General features: G+C 64.3%; 11 protein-coding genes. 9 read left to right on the plus strand and 2 right to left on the minus strand.

All coding sequences use genetic code 11. The features are described 5' to 3' along the window. Positions 1–116 precede the first annotated feature (116 nt). The 6 genes from ACH2CY_RS08765 (at position 117) to ACH2CY_RS08790 (ending at position 6,613) form a co-directional block, all read left to right on the plus strand. Positions 117–1,715, plus strand: coding sequence for a peptide ABC transporter substrate-binding protein (locus ACH2CY_RS08765; protein WP_395018222.1), 1,599 nt, complete (start codon positions 117–119; stop codon positions 1,713–1,715). 63 nt (positions 1,716–1,778) lie between these two features. Next, positions 1,779–2,696, plus strand: a complete 918-nt coding sequence (oppB, locus tag ACH2CY_RS08770; protein ID WP_395018223.1) for an oligopeptide ABC transporter permease OppB — start codon at positions 1,779–1,781, stop codon at positions 2,694–2,696. Positions 2,697–2,705: 9 nt separating this feature from the next. After that, complete coding sequence (locus ACH2CY_RS08775) at positions 2,706–3,605, plus strand: ABC transporter permease subunit (RefSeq protein ID WP_395018225.1); 900 nt, start codon at positions 2,706–2,708, stop codon at positions 3,603–3,605. 5 nt (positions 3,606–3,610) lie between these two features. Next, positions 3,611–4,591: an ABC transporter ATP-binding protein gene (locus ACH2CY_RS08780; protein ID WP_395018226.1), complete on the plus strand. Its 981-nt coding sequence runs from the start codon at positions 3,611–3,613 to the stop codon at positions 4,589–4,591. Between the two features lie 35 nt (positions 4,592–4,626). Then, positions 4,627–5,631, plus strand: coding sequence for an ABC transporter ATP-binding protein (locus ACH2CY_RS08785; protein WP_395018227.1), 1,005 nt, complete (start codon positions 4,627–4,629; stop codon positions 5,629–5,631). 31 nt (positions 5,632–5,662) lie between these two features. Continuing rightward, positions 5,663–6,613, plus strand: a complete 951-nt coding sequence (locus tag ACH2CY_RS08790; RefSeq protein ID WP_395018228.1) for a DMT family transporter — start codon at positions 5,663–5,665, stop codon at positions 6,611–6,613. A 63-nt stretch (positions 6,614–6,676) separates the two neighbouring features. Here the strand turns inward: ACH2CY_RS08790 and ACH2CY_RS08795 are convergent, their stop codons facing one another. Both ACH2CY_RS08795 and ACH2CY_RS08800 read right to left on the minus strand, forming a co-directional pair. After that, positions 6,677–7,189, minus strand: coding sequence for a hypothetical protein (locus tag ACH2CY_RS08795; RefSeq protein ID WP_395018229.1), 513 nt, complete (start codon positions 7,187–7,189; stop codon positions 6,677–6,679). Positions 7,190–7,492: 303 nt separating this feature from the next. Beyond that, positions 7,493–9,307, minus strand: coding sequence for an AMP-dependent synthetase/ligase (locus ACH2CY_RS08800; protein WP_395018230.1), 1,815 nt, complete (start codon positions 9,305–9,307; stop codon positions 7,493–7,495). A 148-nt stretch (positions 9,308–9,455) separates the two neighbouring features. Here ACH2CY_RS08800 and ACH2CY_RS08805 point away from each other — a divergent pair, with 148 nt between their 5' ends. The 3 genes from ACH2CY_RS08805 to ACH2CY_RS08815 all read left to right on the plus strand — a co-directional run. Then, entirely contained in the window at positions 9,456–11,300 is a 1,845-nt protein-coding gene (locus ACH2CY_RS08805; protein WP_395018231.1) for a M3 family oligoendopeptidase, read from the plus strand. 161 nt (positions 11,301–11,461) lie between these two features. Continuing rightward, complete coding sequence (locus tag ACH2CY_RS08810; protein ID WP_395018233.1) at positions 11,462–12,829, plus strand: ABC1 kinase family protein; 1,368 nt, start codon at positions 11,462–11,464, stop codon at positions 12,827–12,829. Between the two features lie 35 nt (positions 12,830–12,864). Then, a partial coding sequence (locus ACH2CY_RS08815; RefSeq protein WP_395018234.1) for a SulP family inorganic anion transporter occupies positions 12,865–13,976 on the plus strand: 1,112 nt, incomplete at its 3' end.

The raw sequence follows: 13,976 nt of genomic DNA on the forward strand, positions 1-13,976 counted from the left end.
TGAAATCTCTCGAAGCTATGCAACAAGATCGCAACAACTGGGTGTGATACCCGGGATCCGGCGGCCTGCCTGCCGCCAGTGGGACCCGACATGGTCCAATGAGGGAGGTTTACGAAATGAAAGAAGCTCTTCGGAAGCTGATGCTTCCGGCGATGGCGGCGGCTGGCCTGATGGCCGGTGCCTTCAACGCCCAAGCGGAGTCCGTTCTGCACCGCGGCAACGGCGCCGAACCCGAGACGCTCGATCCGGCCAAGTCGACCGGCGTCATCGAATCCAACATCCAGTATGAATTGCTCGAAGGCTTGACCACCTACGCCGAGGACGGCGCGGTGGCGCCCGGCGTCGCCAAGAGCTGGGACGTGAGCGATGACGGCCTCACTTACACCTTCCATCTGCGCGATGAGAAGTGGTCGAACGGCGATCCGGTGACCGCCGCCGACTTCGTCTATTCCTTCCAGCGCCTGCTCGACCCGAAGACCGCTTCGGACTACGCGCCGATCGCCGACGTGATCGTGGGCGCGGAGGGGATCCGCAAGACCGCGCCGGACAAGACCCCGGATTTCGGCACGCTCGGTGCCAAGGCCAGCGACGACCACACCCTGGTCGTGACCCTGAACAAGCCGACGCCCTACCTGCTCTCGCTGTTCCGTCACTCCAGCTTCCTGCCGGTGCACAAGGCCTCGGTCGAGAAGTTCGGCGCCGACTGGACCAAGCCGGGCAACTTCGTGGGCAACGGCGCCTTCACCCTCGCGGAGTGGACGCCGCAGTCCTCGCTGACCGTGGTGAAGAACCCGAACTTCTACGACGCCGCCAACGTGAAGCTCGACAAGATCATCTACTACCCGACCGAGGATATCGGCGAGGAGTTCAAGCGCTATCGCGCCGGCGAGCTCGACATCACCTATGAAGTGCCCTCGGACCAGATCAAGTTCATCGAGAGCAAACTGAAGGACGAGTATGAGGCGAAGCCCTATCTCGGCACCTACTACTACGTCATCAACCTGACCCGCGAGCCCTTGGGCAAGCAGAAGTCGATCCGCGAGGCGCTGGCCCTGGCCATCGACCGCGACACGCTCGCCGACAAGGTCACCCAGGGCAGCTTCCTGCCGGGCTGGTCCTGGGTCCCGCCGGGAACCGGCGAGTACCAGAACACCTATGTCAGCTTCAAGGACATGAAGCAGGCCGACCGCGTCAAGAAGGCCAAGGAGCTCTTGAAGGAAGCCGGCTATGGCCCCGACAAGCCGCTGAAGCTGGAGATCCTCTACAACACCAGCGAGAACCACAAGAAGATCGCGATTGCGGTCCAGAGCATGTGGAAGAAGGTGGGCGTCGAAGCCACGCTGAATAACCAGGAATGGCAGGTCTATCTCGACACCCGCGACAACAAGGCCTACGACGTCGCCCGTGCGGCCTGGATCGGCGACTATGCCGACCCGATGACCTTCCTCGACATCTTCCTCTCCGATGCCGGCGTCCGCAATGACGCGGGCTACAACAACCCGAAGTATGACGAGCTGGTGAAGAAGTCGGCCGGCATCTCCGATCCGAAGGAGCGGATGCAGGTCCTGCAGGACGCCGAGAAGATTTTCCTCGACGACCTGCCGCTGATCCCGCTGCTCTACTACAAGACCAAGCACATGGTGTCGAAGAAGGTCCACGGCTGGACCTACAACAACCTCGACTTCCATCTCGGCCGCTACATGTCGGTCAACTAAGCGCTGCGCAGCGGACCGTCGGCCGGGAGTGCCGGCGGTCCGCCATAAGCGGACCCGAATCCCTTGCTCAATTTTTTCCTGCGGCGTCTCGGCGGCGCGATCCCGACGCTGTTCGTCATCATTGCCATCTCGTTCTTCATGATCCGCCTCGCGCCGGGCGGACCCTTCGCGCGCGAGCGCCAGGTGCCGCCCGAGGTGCTGGCCGCACTCAACAGGCAGTACCATCTCGACGAGCCGCTCTGGCAGCAGTTCGGGCGCTACATCTGGGACCTGCTGCACGGCGATTTCGGCCCCTCGTTCAAGTACAAGGACTTCCGCGTCACCGACCTGATCCTGCAGGGCTTCCCGACCTCGCTGCAGCTCGGCCTGCTCGCGATCAGCCTCGCTTTGATCATCGGCCTCTCGCTCGGCATCTGGGCGGCGCTGCGCCAGAACACGATCATCGACTATTCGACCATGGGCATCTCGATGCTGGGCATCGCGGTGCCGAACTTCGTGGTGGCGCCGGTCCTGACCCTGGTCTTCGGCCTGATGCTGAGCTGGCTGCCGGTCGGCGGCTGGGGGCATCCCGCCAACTACGTGCTGCCGGTGATCGCGCTCTGTCTCTCGCAGATCGCGGCGATCGCGCGCCTGATGCGCGCCAGCATGATCGAGGTGCTGCGCAGCAACTATGTCCGCACCGCCCATGCCAAGGGCCTGCCGGAGCGGATCGTGCTGCGGCGGCATGCGATCCGCGCGGCACTCCTGCCGGTGGTCTCCTTCCTCGGCCCGGCGATCGCCAACATCATCACCGGCTCGGTGGTGATCGAGCAGATCTTCTCGATCCCCGGCATCGGCCGCTACTTCGTGCAGGCCTCCTTGAACCGCGACTACACCATGGTCATGGGCGTCACCGTGTTCTATGGCGCGCTGATCATCTTCTGCAACCTGCTGGCCGATCTCGCCTACGGGCTGCTTGATCCCAAAGTCCGCTACGACTGAGGGGAGCCCATGACCGACATCCCACTCCCCGGCAAAGCCCCCGTCGTCGAAGTCAAAGGCCGCAGCCTTTGGGCCGACGCGCGGCGCCGCTTCATGCACAACAAGGCGGCGGTGGTTTCGCTGGTGGTGCTGACCCTCATCGCCGTGGCCTGTTTCGCGGCGCCCTATCTCGGGCTGCGCAGCCCGGACGACGTCAACTGGGATCTCGATCCATTGGCCTCGCCGCCGAATTTCGAGCAGGGCTACTATTTCGGCACCGATGCCAACGGCCGCGATCTCTTCGTGCGCACGCTCTACGGCGGCCAGGTCTCGCTGATGGTCGGCTTCGTCGCGACGCTGGTCAGCCTGATCATCGGCACGCTCTGGGGCGCCACCGCCGGCTTCCTCGGCGGCCGGGTCGATGGCGTGATGATGCGGTTCGTGGACATCCTCTATTCGATCCCCTTCATCTTCTTCGTGATCCTGTTGACCGTGATGTTCGGGCGGCAGATCGTCCTCATCTACCTTGCGATCGGCGCGGTCTCCTGGCTGGACATGGCCCGCATCACCCGCGGCCAGACCATCAGCATCAAGCGCCGGGAATTCATCGAGGCCGCCCATGCCAGCGGCGTCTCGACCTGGCGGATCATCACCCGGCACGTGATCCCGAACTGCCTCGGCCCGGTCGTGGTCTATGTCACCTTGACCGTGCCGAACGTGATTCTGATCGAAAGCTTCATCAGCTTCCTCGGCATGGGCGTGCAGGAGCCGGATTCCAGCTGGGGCACCCTGGTCGCCGAAGGCTCGTCGGTGATGGAGATCGCGCCCTGGCAGGTGCTGGGCCCGGGCATCGTTCTCGCGGTCACCCTGCTGTCGCTGAATTTCATCGGCGATGGGCTCCGCGACGCGCTCGACCCGAAGGACCGCTGATTGCGATGAGCAAGGTCCTCGAAGTCACCGACTTGAAGACCACCTTCTCCACGCCGGAAGGCGAGGTGAAGGCGGTGGGCGGCGTCGACTTCACCATCAACAAGGGCGAGACCCTGGGCGTGGTCGGCGAGTCCGGCTCCGGCAAGAGCCAGATCTTCATGTCGATCATGGGCCTCTTGGCGCGCAACGGCCGCGCCGTCGGCAGCGTCAAGTTCCAGGGCCAGGAGATCCTGGGGCTTCCGGTCAAGGATCTGAACCGCGTCCGCGGCGCGAAGATGTCCATGATCTTCCAGGACCCGATGACCTCGCTCAATCCCTATCTCTCGGTCCGCCGCCAGATGACCGAGGTGCTGATGCAGCACAAGGGTCTCTCCGAGGAGAAGGCCGCCGCGGAATCGGTGGCGATGCTGGAGAAGGTGCAGATCCCGGAGGCGAAGCGCCGGCTCGACATGTTCCCGCACGAATTCTCCGGCGGCATGCGCCAGCGCGTGATGATCGCGATGGCCCTGCTCTGCGGGCCGGAGCTCCTGATCGCCGACGAGCCCACCACCGCGCTCGATGTGACGGTGCAGGCGCAGATCCTGGAAGTGCTGGTCGGGTTGCAGCGCGACTTCGGCATGGCGATCGCGCTCATCACCCACGATCTCGGCGTGATCGCCCGCATGGCCGACCGGGTCATGGTCATGTATGCCGGCGGCATCGTCGAGAAAGGCTCGGTCCGCGATCTCTTCAAGGACCCGCAGCACCCATATACCCAAGGCCTGCTGGAATCCATGCCGCGGCTGGACGAGACGGAATCGACCCGGCTCCAGACCATCGGCGGCCAGCCCCCCAACCTGCAGAATCTTCCCAGCGGCTGCAGCTTCCGCGACCGCTGCCGCTATGCCTTCGAACGCTGCCCGGTCGAGCGCCCGGTTCTGACGCCGTTCGCGGAAGGCCCTGATGGAGTAACAAGGAGCAAGGCATGCCACCTGCCCAGCCTCTGATGACTCCGACCGGCGCCCAAACCTCGAGCAAACTGATGTCGAGCAAGGGCGCGCCGTTGCTCACGGTGCAGGACCTCAAGGTCTATTTCGAGGTCGGCGGCAACCGCCTGCTCGGCAGGCAGCCGGGCGTGGTGAAAGCGGTGGACGGCGTCTCCTTCGATTTGCGTGCCGGCGAGACCCTCGGCCTGGTCGGCGAATCCGGTTGCGGCAAGTCCACGCTCGGCCGCGCCGTGCTGCGGCTGCTGCCGATCCATGCCGGCCGCGTGGTCTGGCTGGGCAAGGACCTCGGCAAGCTCAACGACCACGACATGCGCGGCGTGCGGCGCGACATGCAGATCATCTTCCAGGACCCGCTGGCCAGCCTCAACCCGCGCATGACGGTGGGCGAGATCATCGCCGAGCCCATGCAGACCTTCCAGCCGGGCTTGAGCAAGGCCGAGGTCCGCGACCGCGTGAAGGGCATGATGGCCAAGGTCGGCCTGCTGCCGAACCAGATCAACCGCTATCCGCATGAATTCTCCGGCGGGCAATGCCAGCGCATCGGCATCGCCCGCGCCATGATCAACGAGCCGAAGCTGATCGTCTGCGACGAGCCGGTTTCGGCGCTCGACGTCTCGATCCAGGCGCAGATCGTCAACCTGCTGATGGACCTGCAGCGCGAGATGGGCATGTCGCTGATCTTCATCTCGCACAATCTCGCGGTGGTGAAGCATATCAGCCACCGGATCATGGTGCTCTATCTCGGCAAGATCATGGAGATCGCCGACCGCAACTCGATCTACAGCGATCCGCTGCACCCCTATACCCATGCGCTCAACTCGGCGATCCCGCTGCCCGATCCCGACCAGGAGCGCGGCCGCTCGCGCATCGTCTTGAAGGGCGACCTGCCGTCGCCGCTCAATCCTCCGTCTGGATGTCCTTTTCGCACGCGCTGCCCGCGCGCGACCGAGATCTGCGCCCAGGTGATGCCCGACCTGCTGCCGGCCAAGTCCGGTCACCTTGTCGCCTGCCACCACGCCGACACGCCGCGCACCAATTGAAGCCACGCGCGGAAGGGTTCTAAGTCAGCCAATGTCGAGTGAAGCTGCTTCGTCCGCCCGCGCCGGCGGCTCCCGCTTGATGGCGGCGCTTTCGCTCTGCGTCGGCATCGCGATCTTCTCGTCGCAGGACTGGATCCTGAAATACGTCAGCGGCACCTATCCGCTGAGCGAGGCGATCGCGATCCGCACCATCGCCGCGCTGCCCTTCCTCCTGATCATGGTGCACCGGGGCGGCGGCCTGGCACGGCTGGTCTCCCGCCGATTCTACAGGCACGTGATCCGCGGCCTGATCATGCTGTCGGCCTACAGCACCTACTACCTGGCGCTGCCGGCCATGGATCTCGCCGAAGCGGTGACGCTCTATTTCACCGGGCCGCTCTTCATCACCGTGCTCGCCATCCCGATGCTCGGAGAGCGGCTTCAGGCGAAACGCGTGGTCGTGCTGCTGGTGGGCTTCCTGGGCGTGATCGTGACCTGCCGTCCGGGCGCCGGGGTCTTCGATCTGGCAAGCCTGCTGCCGGTGTTCGCCGCCTTCACCTATGGCGTCGCGCAGCTGATGGCGCGGCAGATCGGCGGCAGCGAAAGCGCCGCGGTGATGGGCTTCTACCAGAACATCATGTACATGATCGGCGCCATCGTGCTCGCCGCCCTGTTCGGCCACGGCGCCTTCGCCTATGAGGGGATGCACCCCAGCCTCGGCTTTCTGCTACGGCCCTGGTCGTTCGAGCGGCCGTTCGACCTCTTCCTGCTCGCCTGCTGCGGCCCGATCGCCGCCGCCGGGACGGTGCTGCTGAGCCATGCCTACCGCATCGCCGAGGCGAACTACGTGGCGCCGTTCGAATACACCGCGCTGATCTGGGCCGCGAGCTGGGGTTTCCTGATCTTCAACGAGGTCCCCACCGTCTATACCTATATCGGCGCCGCACTGATCGTCGGCGCCGGGCTGTACATGCTGTTCTCGGGGCGGCGGGCGGCGGGCTAATCTCGGTCAAGTTCAAGCTGCTCACTGTGCGTACGCTCGCTTGCTTTCTTTGTTGATCACTCATCAAGCCATCGACCGACTACTATTGTCCGGCTCATTCGAATGATCCGCGTAAGTCTTGTCCTGATTCCAAGCGAGCAGAATATTTGCATCGAAGCTACCGCGCCAATCGGGAGAGTCAAAGAAGTCCGCCTTGCTGCATTTGACGATAAAGTTTTCGTTCCAGGTCACGGTGCCTTGGGCGTTTAGAGTAAACATAAGAAAACTAAACGACCACGACAGCGGTGGCTGGTTGGGTTGCACCCGTCGATAGTAACGGCCATTCAGTCCAAGCAGGCTGGGCTTTCTCTTAGACAAAGGGATTGCGTGATTGCGCTTATCCTCAGGAACATTTGGTCCGGGCCGATTGTCGACGTCGAACCACGTCGCGACAGAGGGCTTCTGGCCGTCTGAAAATTCGTAGAAGCCGATCAACCGGCCGGATACCTGGTCTAGCCGGAAGTGCAGGTTGTCACCCTCAGCAATATAGATGGTGAACCTTGCATCGAGCCCCTGGCACCTTTCTCCGTAGTCCATCTGTACCCCCCAATTTTCCCCATAGAGTTACGCCGCCTGGGCGGCTTTGCCACGAGTTAGGCGAACAATCCGAGATCAGTGCGGAGAGTTGAGGCCCGACGGAGCCCTAACACTTCGACGCGGAACATCTTCTTGGTGTCTCTAGCAGCTAAACGTCAGATCGGCGGTGAGTCAATCGGCGGTCCTGTTTGACCGGCAGGACGATGGTCAATCGTGGCGAACGAAGCATACCCCAATTAGCTGATGGTCTGACCAGATGGGACTCAATGCTTTGTATGGGCCATGAGCATGCCGGAAACCGATTCACGAACGCTCGTAGAGCTTGCTCAACGTCTCGCCGTACTTCTCGCGGATCACGTGCCGCCTGATCTTCAGCGACGGCGTCAGCATCGCGTTGTCGATGGTGAAGCCTTCCGGGGTCAGCGCGATGCGGCGGATCTTCTCCAGGGCCGACATCTTGGAATTCACCTGGTCGATCGATGCGTTCATCGCCTTGATGAAGGCGGGGTTGGTACAGAGAGCGGCGAGATCGTTGGCAACGCCGTTCGCCTTCGCCCAGTCGGCGGCGAATTCCGCGTCCGGGACCACCAGCGCCACCAGGTGCGGGTGCTTGTCGCCGTAGATCATTGCCTGGGCGATCTCCGGCTGCAGGATCAGGAAGCCCTCGATCCGCGCCGGCGAGACGTTGTCGCCGCCGGACAGCACGATGATGTCCTTCTTGCGGTCGGTGATCTTGAGATAGCGGTCCTGGTCGAACTCGCCGATATCGCCGGTATGCAGCCAGCCGTCCTGGATCGCCTTGGCGGTCGATTCCCGGTCGTTCCAATAGCCTTTCATCACCGCTTCGCCGCGCACCAGGATCTCGCCGTCGGGGGCGATCTTGGCCTCCAGGCCGTGGAACAGCGGCCCGACCGTCTCGATCTTGATCTTCTTCGGTCGGTTGGCGCTGATCACCGGCGAGGCCTCGGTCTGGCCGTAGCCCTGCAGCAGCGGCACGCCCAGCGCGAGGAAGAAGACGCCGATCTCGTAGTTCAAGGCGGCGCCGCCAGAGACGAAGGCCTTGAGGCGGCCGCCGAAACGCTTGCGGACCTTGCGCCGCACCAGGATCTCGCAGAGGAGGTTCTGGATCTTCTCCGCGAAGGTCAGCGTGCCCGGATGCTCGTAGTTCTTGCGCCCCAGCCGGAGTGCGAGGTCGAACAGCTTCCTGCGCGTCGGCGGCGCCTTGGCCAGGCCGCGCAGGATCTTCTGGTGCATCGCTTCGTAGAGCCGCGGCACCGCGGTCATGATGGTCGGCCGCGCCTCGGCCATGTTCTCGACCAGCTTCTCGACGCTCTCGGCGTAGTAGATCTGGGCGCCGAGGCTGATCGGCAGGAACTGTCCCGCCGTATGCTCATAGGCATGGGAGAGCGGCAGGAAGGAGAGGAACACGTCGCCGCCGAGGCCCACTTCCTTCACCAGCTCGTAAGCGCCCCGGATGTTGCAGAGGATCGAGCCGTGGGTGAGCATGACGCCCTTCGGCACGCCGCCGGTGCCCGAGGTGTAGATGATGCAGCAGGTGTCGCCGCGCTGCAGCTTGGCGATCCGCACATCGACTTCGATGCTGGCCTCGGCGGAAGGGCCGGTCGGGATGCTCGGCTGCTCGACCAGGTTCTTCCAGTCGATCAGGCGGAAGTTCGGCTGCTGCTGAAGGTCGAGTCCGTCGATCGCGATCAGGAATTCGAGCTGCGAGGCCTGCACCGCCGCGGGCAGCAGGCGCTTGGCGATCGTGCCGCCGGCGACGATGGCGCCCTTGGCGCCGCTATGGGTCAGGATGTGCCGGTGATCGTCCGGCGTGTTGGTGGCGAAATGCGGGACCGTGATGCCGCCCGCCGCCATGATGGCGAGATCGGCGATCAGCCATTCCGGCCGGTTCTCCGAGATCAAGGCGACGCGATCGCCGGGCTGGATGCCGAGGCCGATCAGGCCGCGGGCCAGCGACTTCACCCGCGCCGCCACCTCGCCCCAGGTCATCGGCACCCAGGCGCCGTTCAGCTTGGAACGCAGCAGGGGCTCACGCGAGAGCTTGGCCGCCTGATCGAAGAACAGCCGAGTCAGGCTTGGAACCGCGTCGTAATTCATGCACTAGTCCTGGATTGCCGCGAATTCTTCCCAGTCTGGGCCGGTGTTTATGTGACGGTCGTCCTGCCGGACCCGCCCTGTCTTGGCCTTCCGCCCCCGCCTCCCATATAAGGGAGGCTGATTTTCTGCAAGGAGCAAGCCGATTCCCATGAATGCCCCGGTTCCCCCCATCGCCTTGGCCGCCGTCACCGAGGCCGCCGCCCCGGACGCCGCAAACCTTGGGCCCAACCTCGGGGCCTTGCCGAACTGGAATCTGACCGACCTTTACAAGAGCCCGACCGCGCCGGAGATCGAGCAGGACCTGAAGCGGGCCGCCGCCGCCGCGGGCGATTTCCGCAAGGCCTATGAGGGCAAGCTGGCCGCCATTGACGGCGCCGCTTTCCTGAAGTCGATCACCGAATACGAGGTGATTCAGGAACTGCTCGGCAAGCTGATGAGCTATGCCCAGCTGGTCTATGCCGGCAACATGGCGGATCCCGAGCTGGCGCGCTTCCAGCAGAACATCAACGAACGGGTCAACGCGATCTCGGTCGAGATCCTGTTCTTCTCGCTGGAGCTCAACAAGCTCGAAGACGGCAACCTTGCAGCCAAGCTGAAGCATGAACCGCTGCAGCGCTTCCGGCCCTGGCTCGACGCCGTGCGCCTGTTCCGGCCGCACCAGCTTTCCGACGAGGTTGAGCGGCTGCTGCACGAGAAACATGTCGCCGGGAGTGCGGCCTGGCAGCGCCTGTTCGAAGAGACCATCGCCGACATGCGTTTCGAGATCCAGGGCAAGTCCCTGACCTCGAACGAGGCGCTGAACCTGATGACCGACCGCGATCCGGCGAAGCGCAAGGCGGCGGCGGAAGGCCTCGCCAAGGGTCTGAACGCCGAGAAGCGGGTCTTCGCCCTGGTGCACAACACGCTCGCCAAGGACAAGGACATCGAAGACAAGTGGCGCAGCTTCAAGCGCCCGGTTTCGTCGCGCAACCTTGCCAACCAGGTCGAGGACGAGGTGGTGGACGCGCTGGTCTCGGCCGTGAAGGCGAGCTACCCGCAGCTTTCGCACCGCTACTACCGCCTGAAGGCGAAGTGGATGGGGCAGGAGTCGCTGGAGTTCTGGGACCGCAATGCGCCGCTGCCCAGCGACGACGACAAGCTGATCACCTGGCCGGAAGCGCGCAAGCTGGTGCTCGAGGCCTATCACGCCTTCTCGCCGGACCTGGCCTCGGTCGGCAAGACCTTCTTCGAGCAGAACTGGATCGATGCGCCGCCGCGCCCCGGCAAGGCGCCGGGCGCCTTTGCCCACCCGACGGTGCCGAGCGCGCATCCCTATCTGCTGCTGAACTACCACGGCCGCACCCGGGACGTGATGACCTTGGCCCATGAGCTCGGCCACGGCGTGCATCAGGTGCTGGCGGCACCCCAGGGCCAGCTGCTGGCCGACACGCCGCTGACGCTCGCCGAGACCGCCTCGGTGTTCGGCGAGATGCTGACCTTCCAGGCGCTGCTGAAGCGCGAGACCGACAAGGCCAAGCGCAAGATCCTGCTGGCCGGCAAGGTCGAGGACATGCTGAACACCGTCGTGCGCCAGATCGCCATGCACGAGTTCGAGCGCAAGCTGCACGACGCCCGCAAGAACGGCGAGCTCTCCGCCGACGAAATCTCCGCGATCTGGCTGGAGACCCAGCGCGAGGCTTTGGGCGCAGGGATCAAGCTTCCCGACGGCACCGACTATGCCCTATTCTGGAGCTACATCCCGCATTTCATCCACGTGCCGTTCTATGTCTACGCCTATGCCTTCGGCGATTGCCTGGTGAACTCGCTCTACGCGGTCTACCAGGGGGCGGAAGCCGGCTTCGCGCAGAAATATCTCGACATGCTGAAGGCCGGCGGCACCAAGCGGCACAAGGAATTGCTGGCGCCGTTCGGGCTGGATGCCTCCGATCCCGGCTTCTGGTCCAAGGGCCTCGGCGTGGTGAAGGGCTTCATCGACGAGCTGGAGAAGCTCTGACGGCGGATTTAGCCATAAGGCCAGTTAGGAATCCTTCGCAGTGGGTGGAATCACAGTCAAGCCATTGATTTACCTTAGGGTCGACCCAGACGGGACACAGACAAAACACAAGGTGCTTTTATTATCGGATTTAGTTTTTCTAAATCCGCATTCGAGGAAGAATGGCCGATAAGGAAGAGAACTCGCTCGGCGGCCGGGTCCGCCGCTACGCCAAGGTCGGCCGGGCGATGGCGGGCATCGGCGCGCGCATGGCCGGCAGCCGCTATCTCGGGCTGGAGCTCGACCGCGGCAAGAACGCCGCCGAGTTGAAGGCGGCGCTCGGCGGGTTGAAGGGCCCGCTGATGAAGGTGGCGCAGATCATGGCCACCATCCCCGACGCGCTGCCGCGCGAATACGTGCAGGAGCTGCAGCAGCTGCAGTCCAACGCGCCGGCCATGGGCTGGCCCTTCGTCAAACGCCGCATGGCGGCGGAGCTGGGCGAAGGCTGGCAGCAGCGCTTCAAGGATTTCAGCCACGAGGCCGGTGCCGCCGCCTCGTTGGGCCAGGTGCATCAGGCGCATGCGAAGGACGGCAAGCTGCTGGCCTGCAAGCTGCAGTATCCGGACATGAAGTCCGCGGTCGAGGCGGATCTCCGCCAGCTGAAGCTGATCTTCCGGATCTACGAACGCGCCGACAAGGCGATCTCCACCGACGAGATCCATTCCGAGATTGCCGATCGCCTGCGCGAGGAGCTGGATTACGAGCTCGAGGCCCGGCACATGGCGCTCTACCGCCTGATGCTGGCCGACGAGCCCAATGTGCACCTGCCGGAGCCGATGCTGGATCTGACCAGCAAGCGGCTGCTCACCATGACCTGGATCTCGGGCCAGCCGCTGATGGCCTTCCTGGAGCGGAAGCCCTCGATCGAGCTTCGCAACAAGGTCGCCTTCAACATGTTCCGGGCCTGGTATGTGCCCTTCTATGAATACGGGGTTATTCACGGCGACCCGCATCTCGGCAACTACACGGTGCGGCCCGCCGACGCCAAAGATGCCGGCGACGTCAATCTGCTCGACTTCGGCTGCATCCGGGTGTTCGAATCCAAGTTCGTAAAGGGCGTGATCGATCTTTATTTCGCGCTGCTGAACGACGACCGCGACCTCGCGGTCCATGCCTATGAGAGCTGGGGCTTCAAGGGTCTCTCCAAGGAGGTGATCGACGTCCTCAATCGCTGGGCCCATTTCGTCTACGGGCCGCTGCTCGAGGACCGGGAGCGCAAGATCCAGGACGCCGAGACCGGCATCTACGGCCGCGAGGTGGCGGAGGGCGTGCACGCCGACCTGCGCCGTCTCGGGCCGGTCACGCCGCCCAAGGAGTTCGTCTTCATGGACCGCGCCGCGATCGGCCTGGGCTCGGTCTTCATGCATTTGAAGGCCGAGATCAACTGGTACCGGCTGTTCCACGAGTTGATCGAGGACTTCGACGTGAAGGCCCTGGAGAAGCGTCAGAAGGCCGCCCTGAAAAAGGCGGGTGTGACAGCAAGCCGCTGATACTACAGCCGGCAAGCGTGCTATAGTGGCTCGCCATGCATGCCGCCGGGGGTTTTTCTTTCGTCGATCTGTTCACGCCGAAGCTCGTCACGGTGCTTCGCGAGCGTTACGGCCTGCGCGACCTGAAAGCCGACGCGATCGCCGGCCTGACCGTGGCGATCGTGGCGCTGCCGCTCTCCATGGCGATCGCGATCGCCTCCGGTGTCACGCCCGACCGCGGCCTCTATACCGCGATCATCGGCGGCTTCATCGTCTCGGCGGTCGGCGGCAGCCGGTTCCAGATCGGCGGCCCGGCCGGCGCTTTCATCGTGCTGGTCTACGCGACGGTGGCGGCCCATGGCGTGGACGGCCTGCTGCTCGCGACCTTCCTGAGCGGCATCATCCTGCTGGCGATCGGCCTGCTGCGATTGGGCACCTTCATCAAATACATCCCCTATCCGGTGACGGTGGGCTTCACCGCGGGCATCGCGGTCATCATCTTCGCCAGCCAGATCAAGGATCTGCTCGGCCTGACCTTGAGCGGCGCGGAGCCCGGCGACCTCATCCCGAAGCTTGAGGCGCTGGGTGCCGCCTTGCCGACCGTCAACACCTCGGCCGTGGCGCTTGCCGTCTTCACCATCGGCGTCATCGTCGCGGTGCGCCGCTTCCGCCCGCAATGGCCGTCCTTCCTGATCGCGGTCGCCCTTGCGTCGGTCGGCGCCTGGCTGCTGCACCTGCCGGTCGAGACCATCGGCACCAAGTTCGGCGGCATTCCGCGCGCGCTGCCGCTGCCGCAGCTGCCGATGCTCTCGATGGACAAGGTGATCGAGATGCTGCCGGCGGCGACCTCCTTCGCGCTGCTGGGCGCGATCGAGAGCCTGCTTTCCGCGGTGGTGGCGGACAGCATGACCGGCCGGCGGCATCGCTCCAACGCGGAGCTGGTGGCGCAGGGTCTCGCCAACATCGGCTCCTCGATCTTCGGCGGCATCTGCGTCACCGGCACGATCGCCCGCACCGCGACCAACGTGCGCGCCGGGGCGCGCGGCCCGATCTCCGGCATGCTGCATTCGCTGTTCCTGCTGCTCTTCATCCTGATTGCCGCGCCGCTCGCCGGCTACATCCCGCTGGCGGCCCTGGCCGGGCTGCTCGGCGTGGTCGCCTGGAACAT

Origin of the sequence: Dongia sp. (assembly GCF_041905885.1) — a bacterium.
Taxonomy (GTDB): domain Bacteria; phylum Pseudomonadota; class Alphaproteobacteria; order Dongiales; family Dongiaceae; genus Dongia.

What these genes read in the sequence shown, in the direction of transcription:
- ACH2CY_RS08795 (WP_395018229.1), bottom strand. Translation starts at nt 7,189, where the DNA reads ATGGACTACGGAGAAAGGTGCCAGGGGCTCGATGCAAGGTTCACCATC.
- ACH2CY_RS08790 (WP_395018228.1), top strand. Translation starts at nt 5,663, where the DNA reads ATGTCGAGTGAAGCTGCTTCGTCCGCCCGCGCCGGCGGCTCCCGCTTG.
- ACH2CY_RS08785 (WP_395018227.1), top strand. Translation starts at nt 4,627, where the DNA reads ATGTCGAGCAAGGGCGCGCCGTTGCTCACGGTGCAGGACCTCAAGGTC.
- ACH2CY_RS08805 (WP_395018231.1), top strand. Translation starts at nt 9,456, where the DNA reads ATGAATGCCCCGGTTCCCCCCATCGCCTTGGCCGCCGTCACCGAGGCC.
- ACH2CY_RS08780 (WP_395018226.1), top strand. Translation starts at nt 3,611, where the DNA reads ATGAGCAAGGTCCTCGAAGTCACCGACTTGAAGACCACCTTCTCCACG.
- ACH2CY_RS08800 (WP_395018230.1), bottom strand. Translation starts at nt 9,307, where the DNA reads ATGAATTACGACGCGGTTCCAAGCCTGACTCGGCTGTTCTTCGATCAG.
- ACH2CY_RS08810 (WP_395018233.1), top strand. Translation starts at nt 11,462, where the DNA reads ATGGCCGATAAGGAAGAGAACTCGCTCGGCGGCCGGGTCCGCCGCTAC.
- ACH2CY_RS08765 (WP_395018222.1), top strand. Translation starts at nt 117, where the DNA reads ATGAAAGAAGCTCTTCGGAAGCTGATGCTTCCGGCGATGGCGGCGGCT.
- ACH2CY_RS08775 (WP_395018225.1), top strand. Translation starts at nt 2,706, where the DNA reads ATGACCGACATCCCACTCCCCGGCAAAGCCCCCGTCGTCGAAGTCAAA.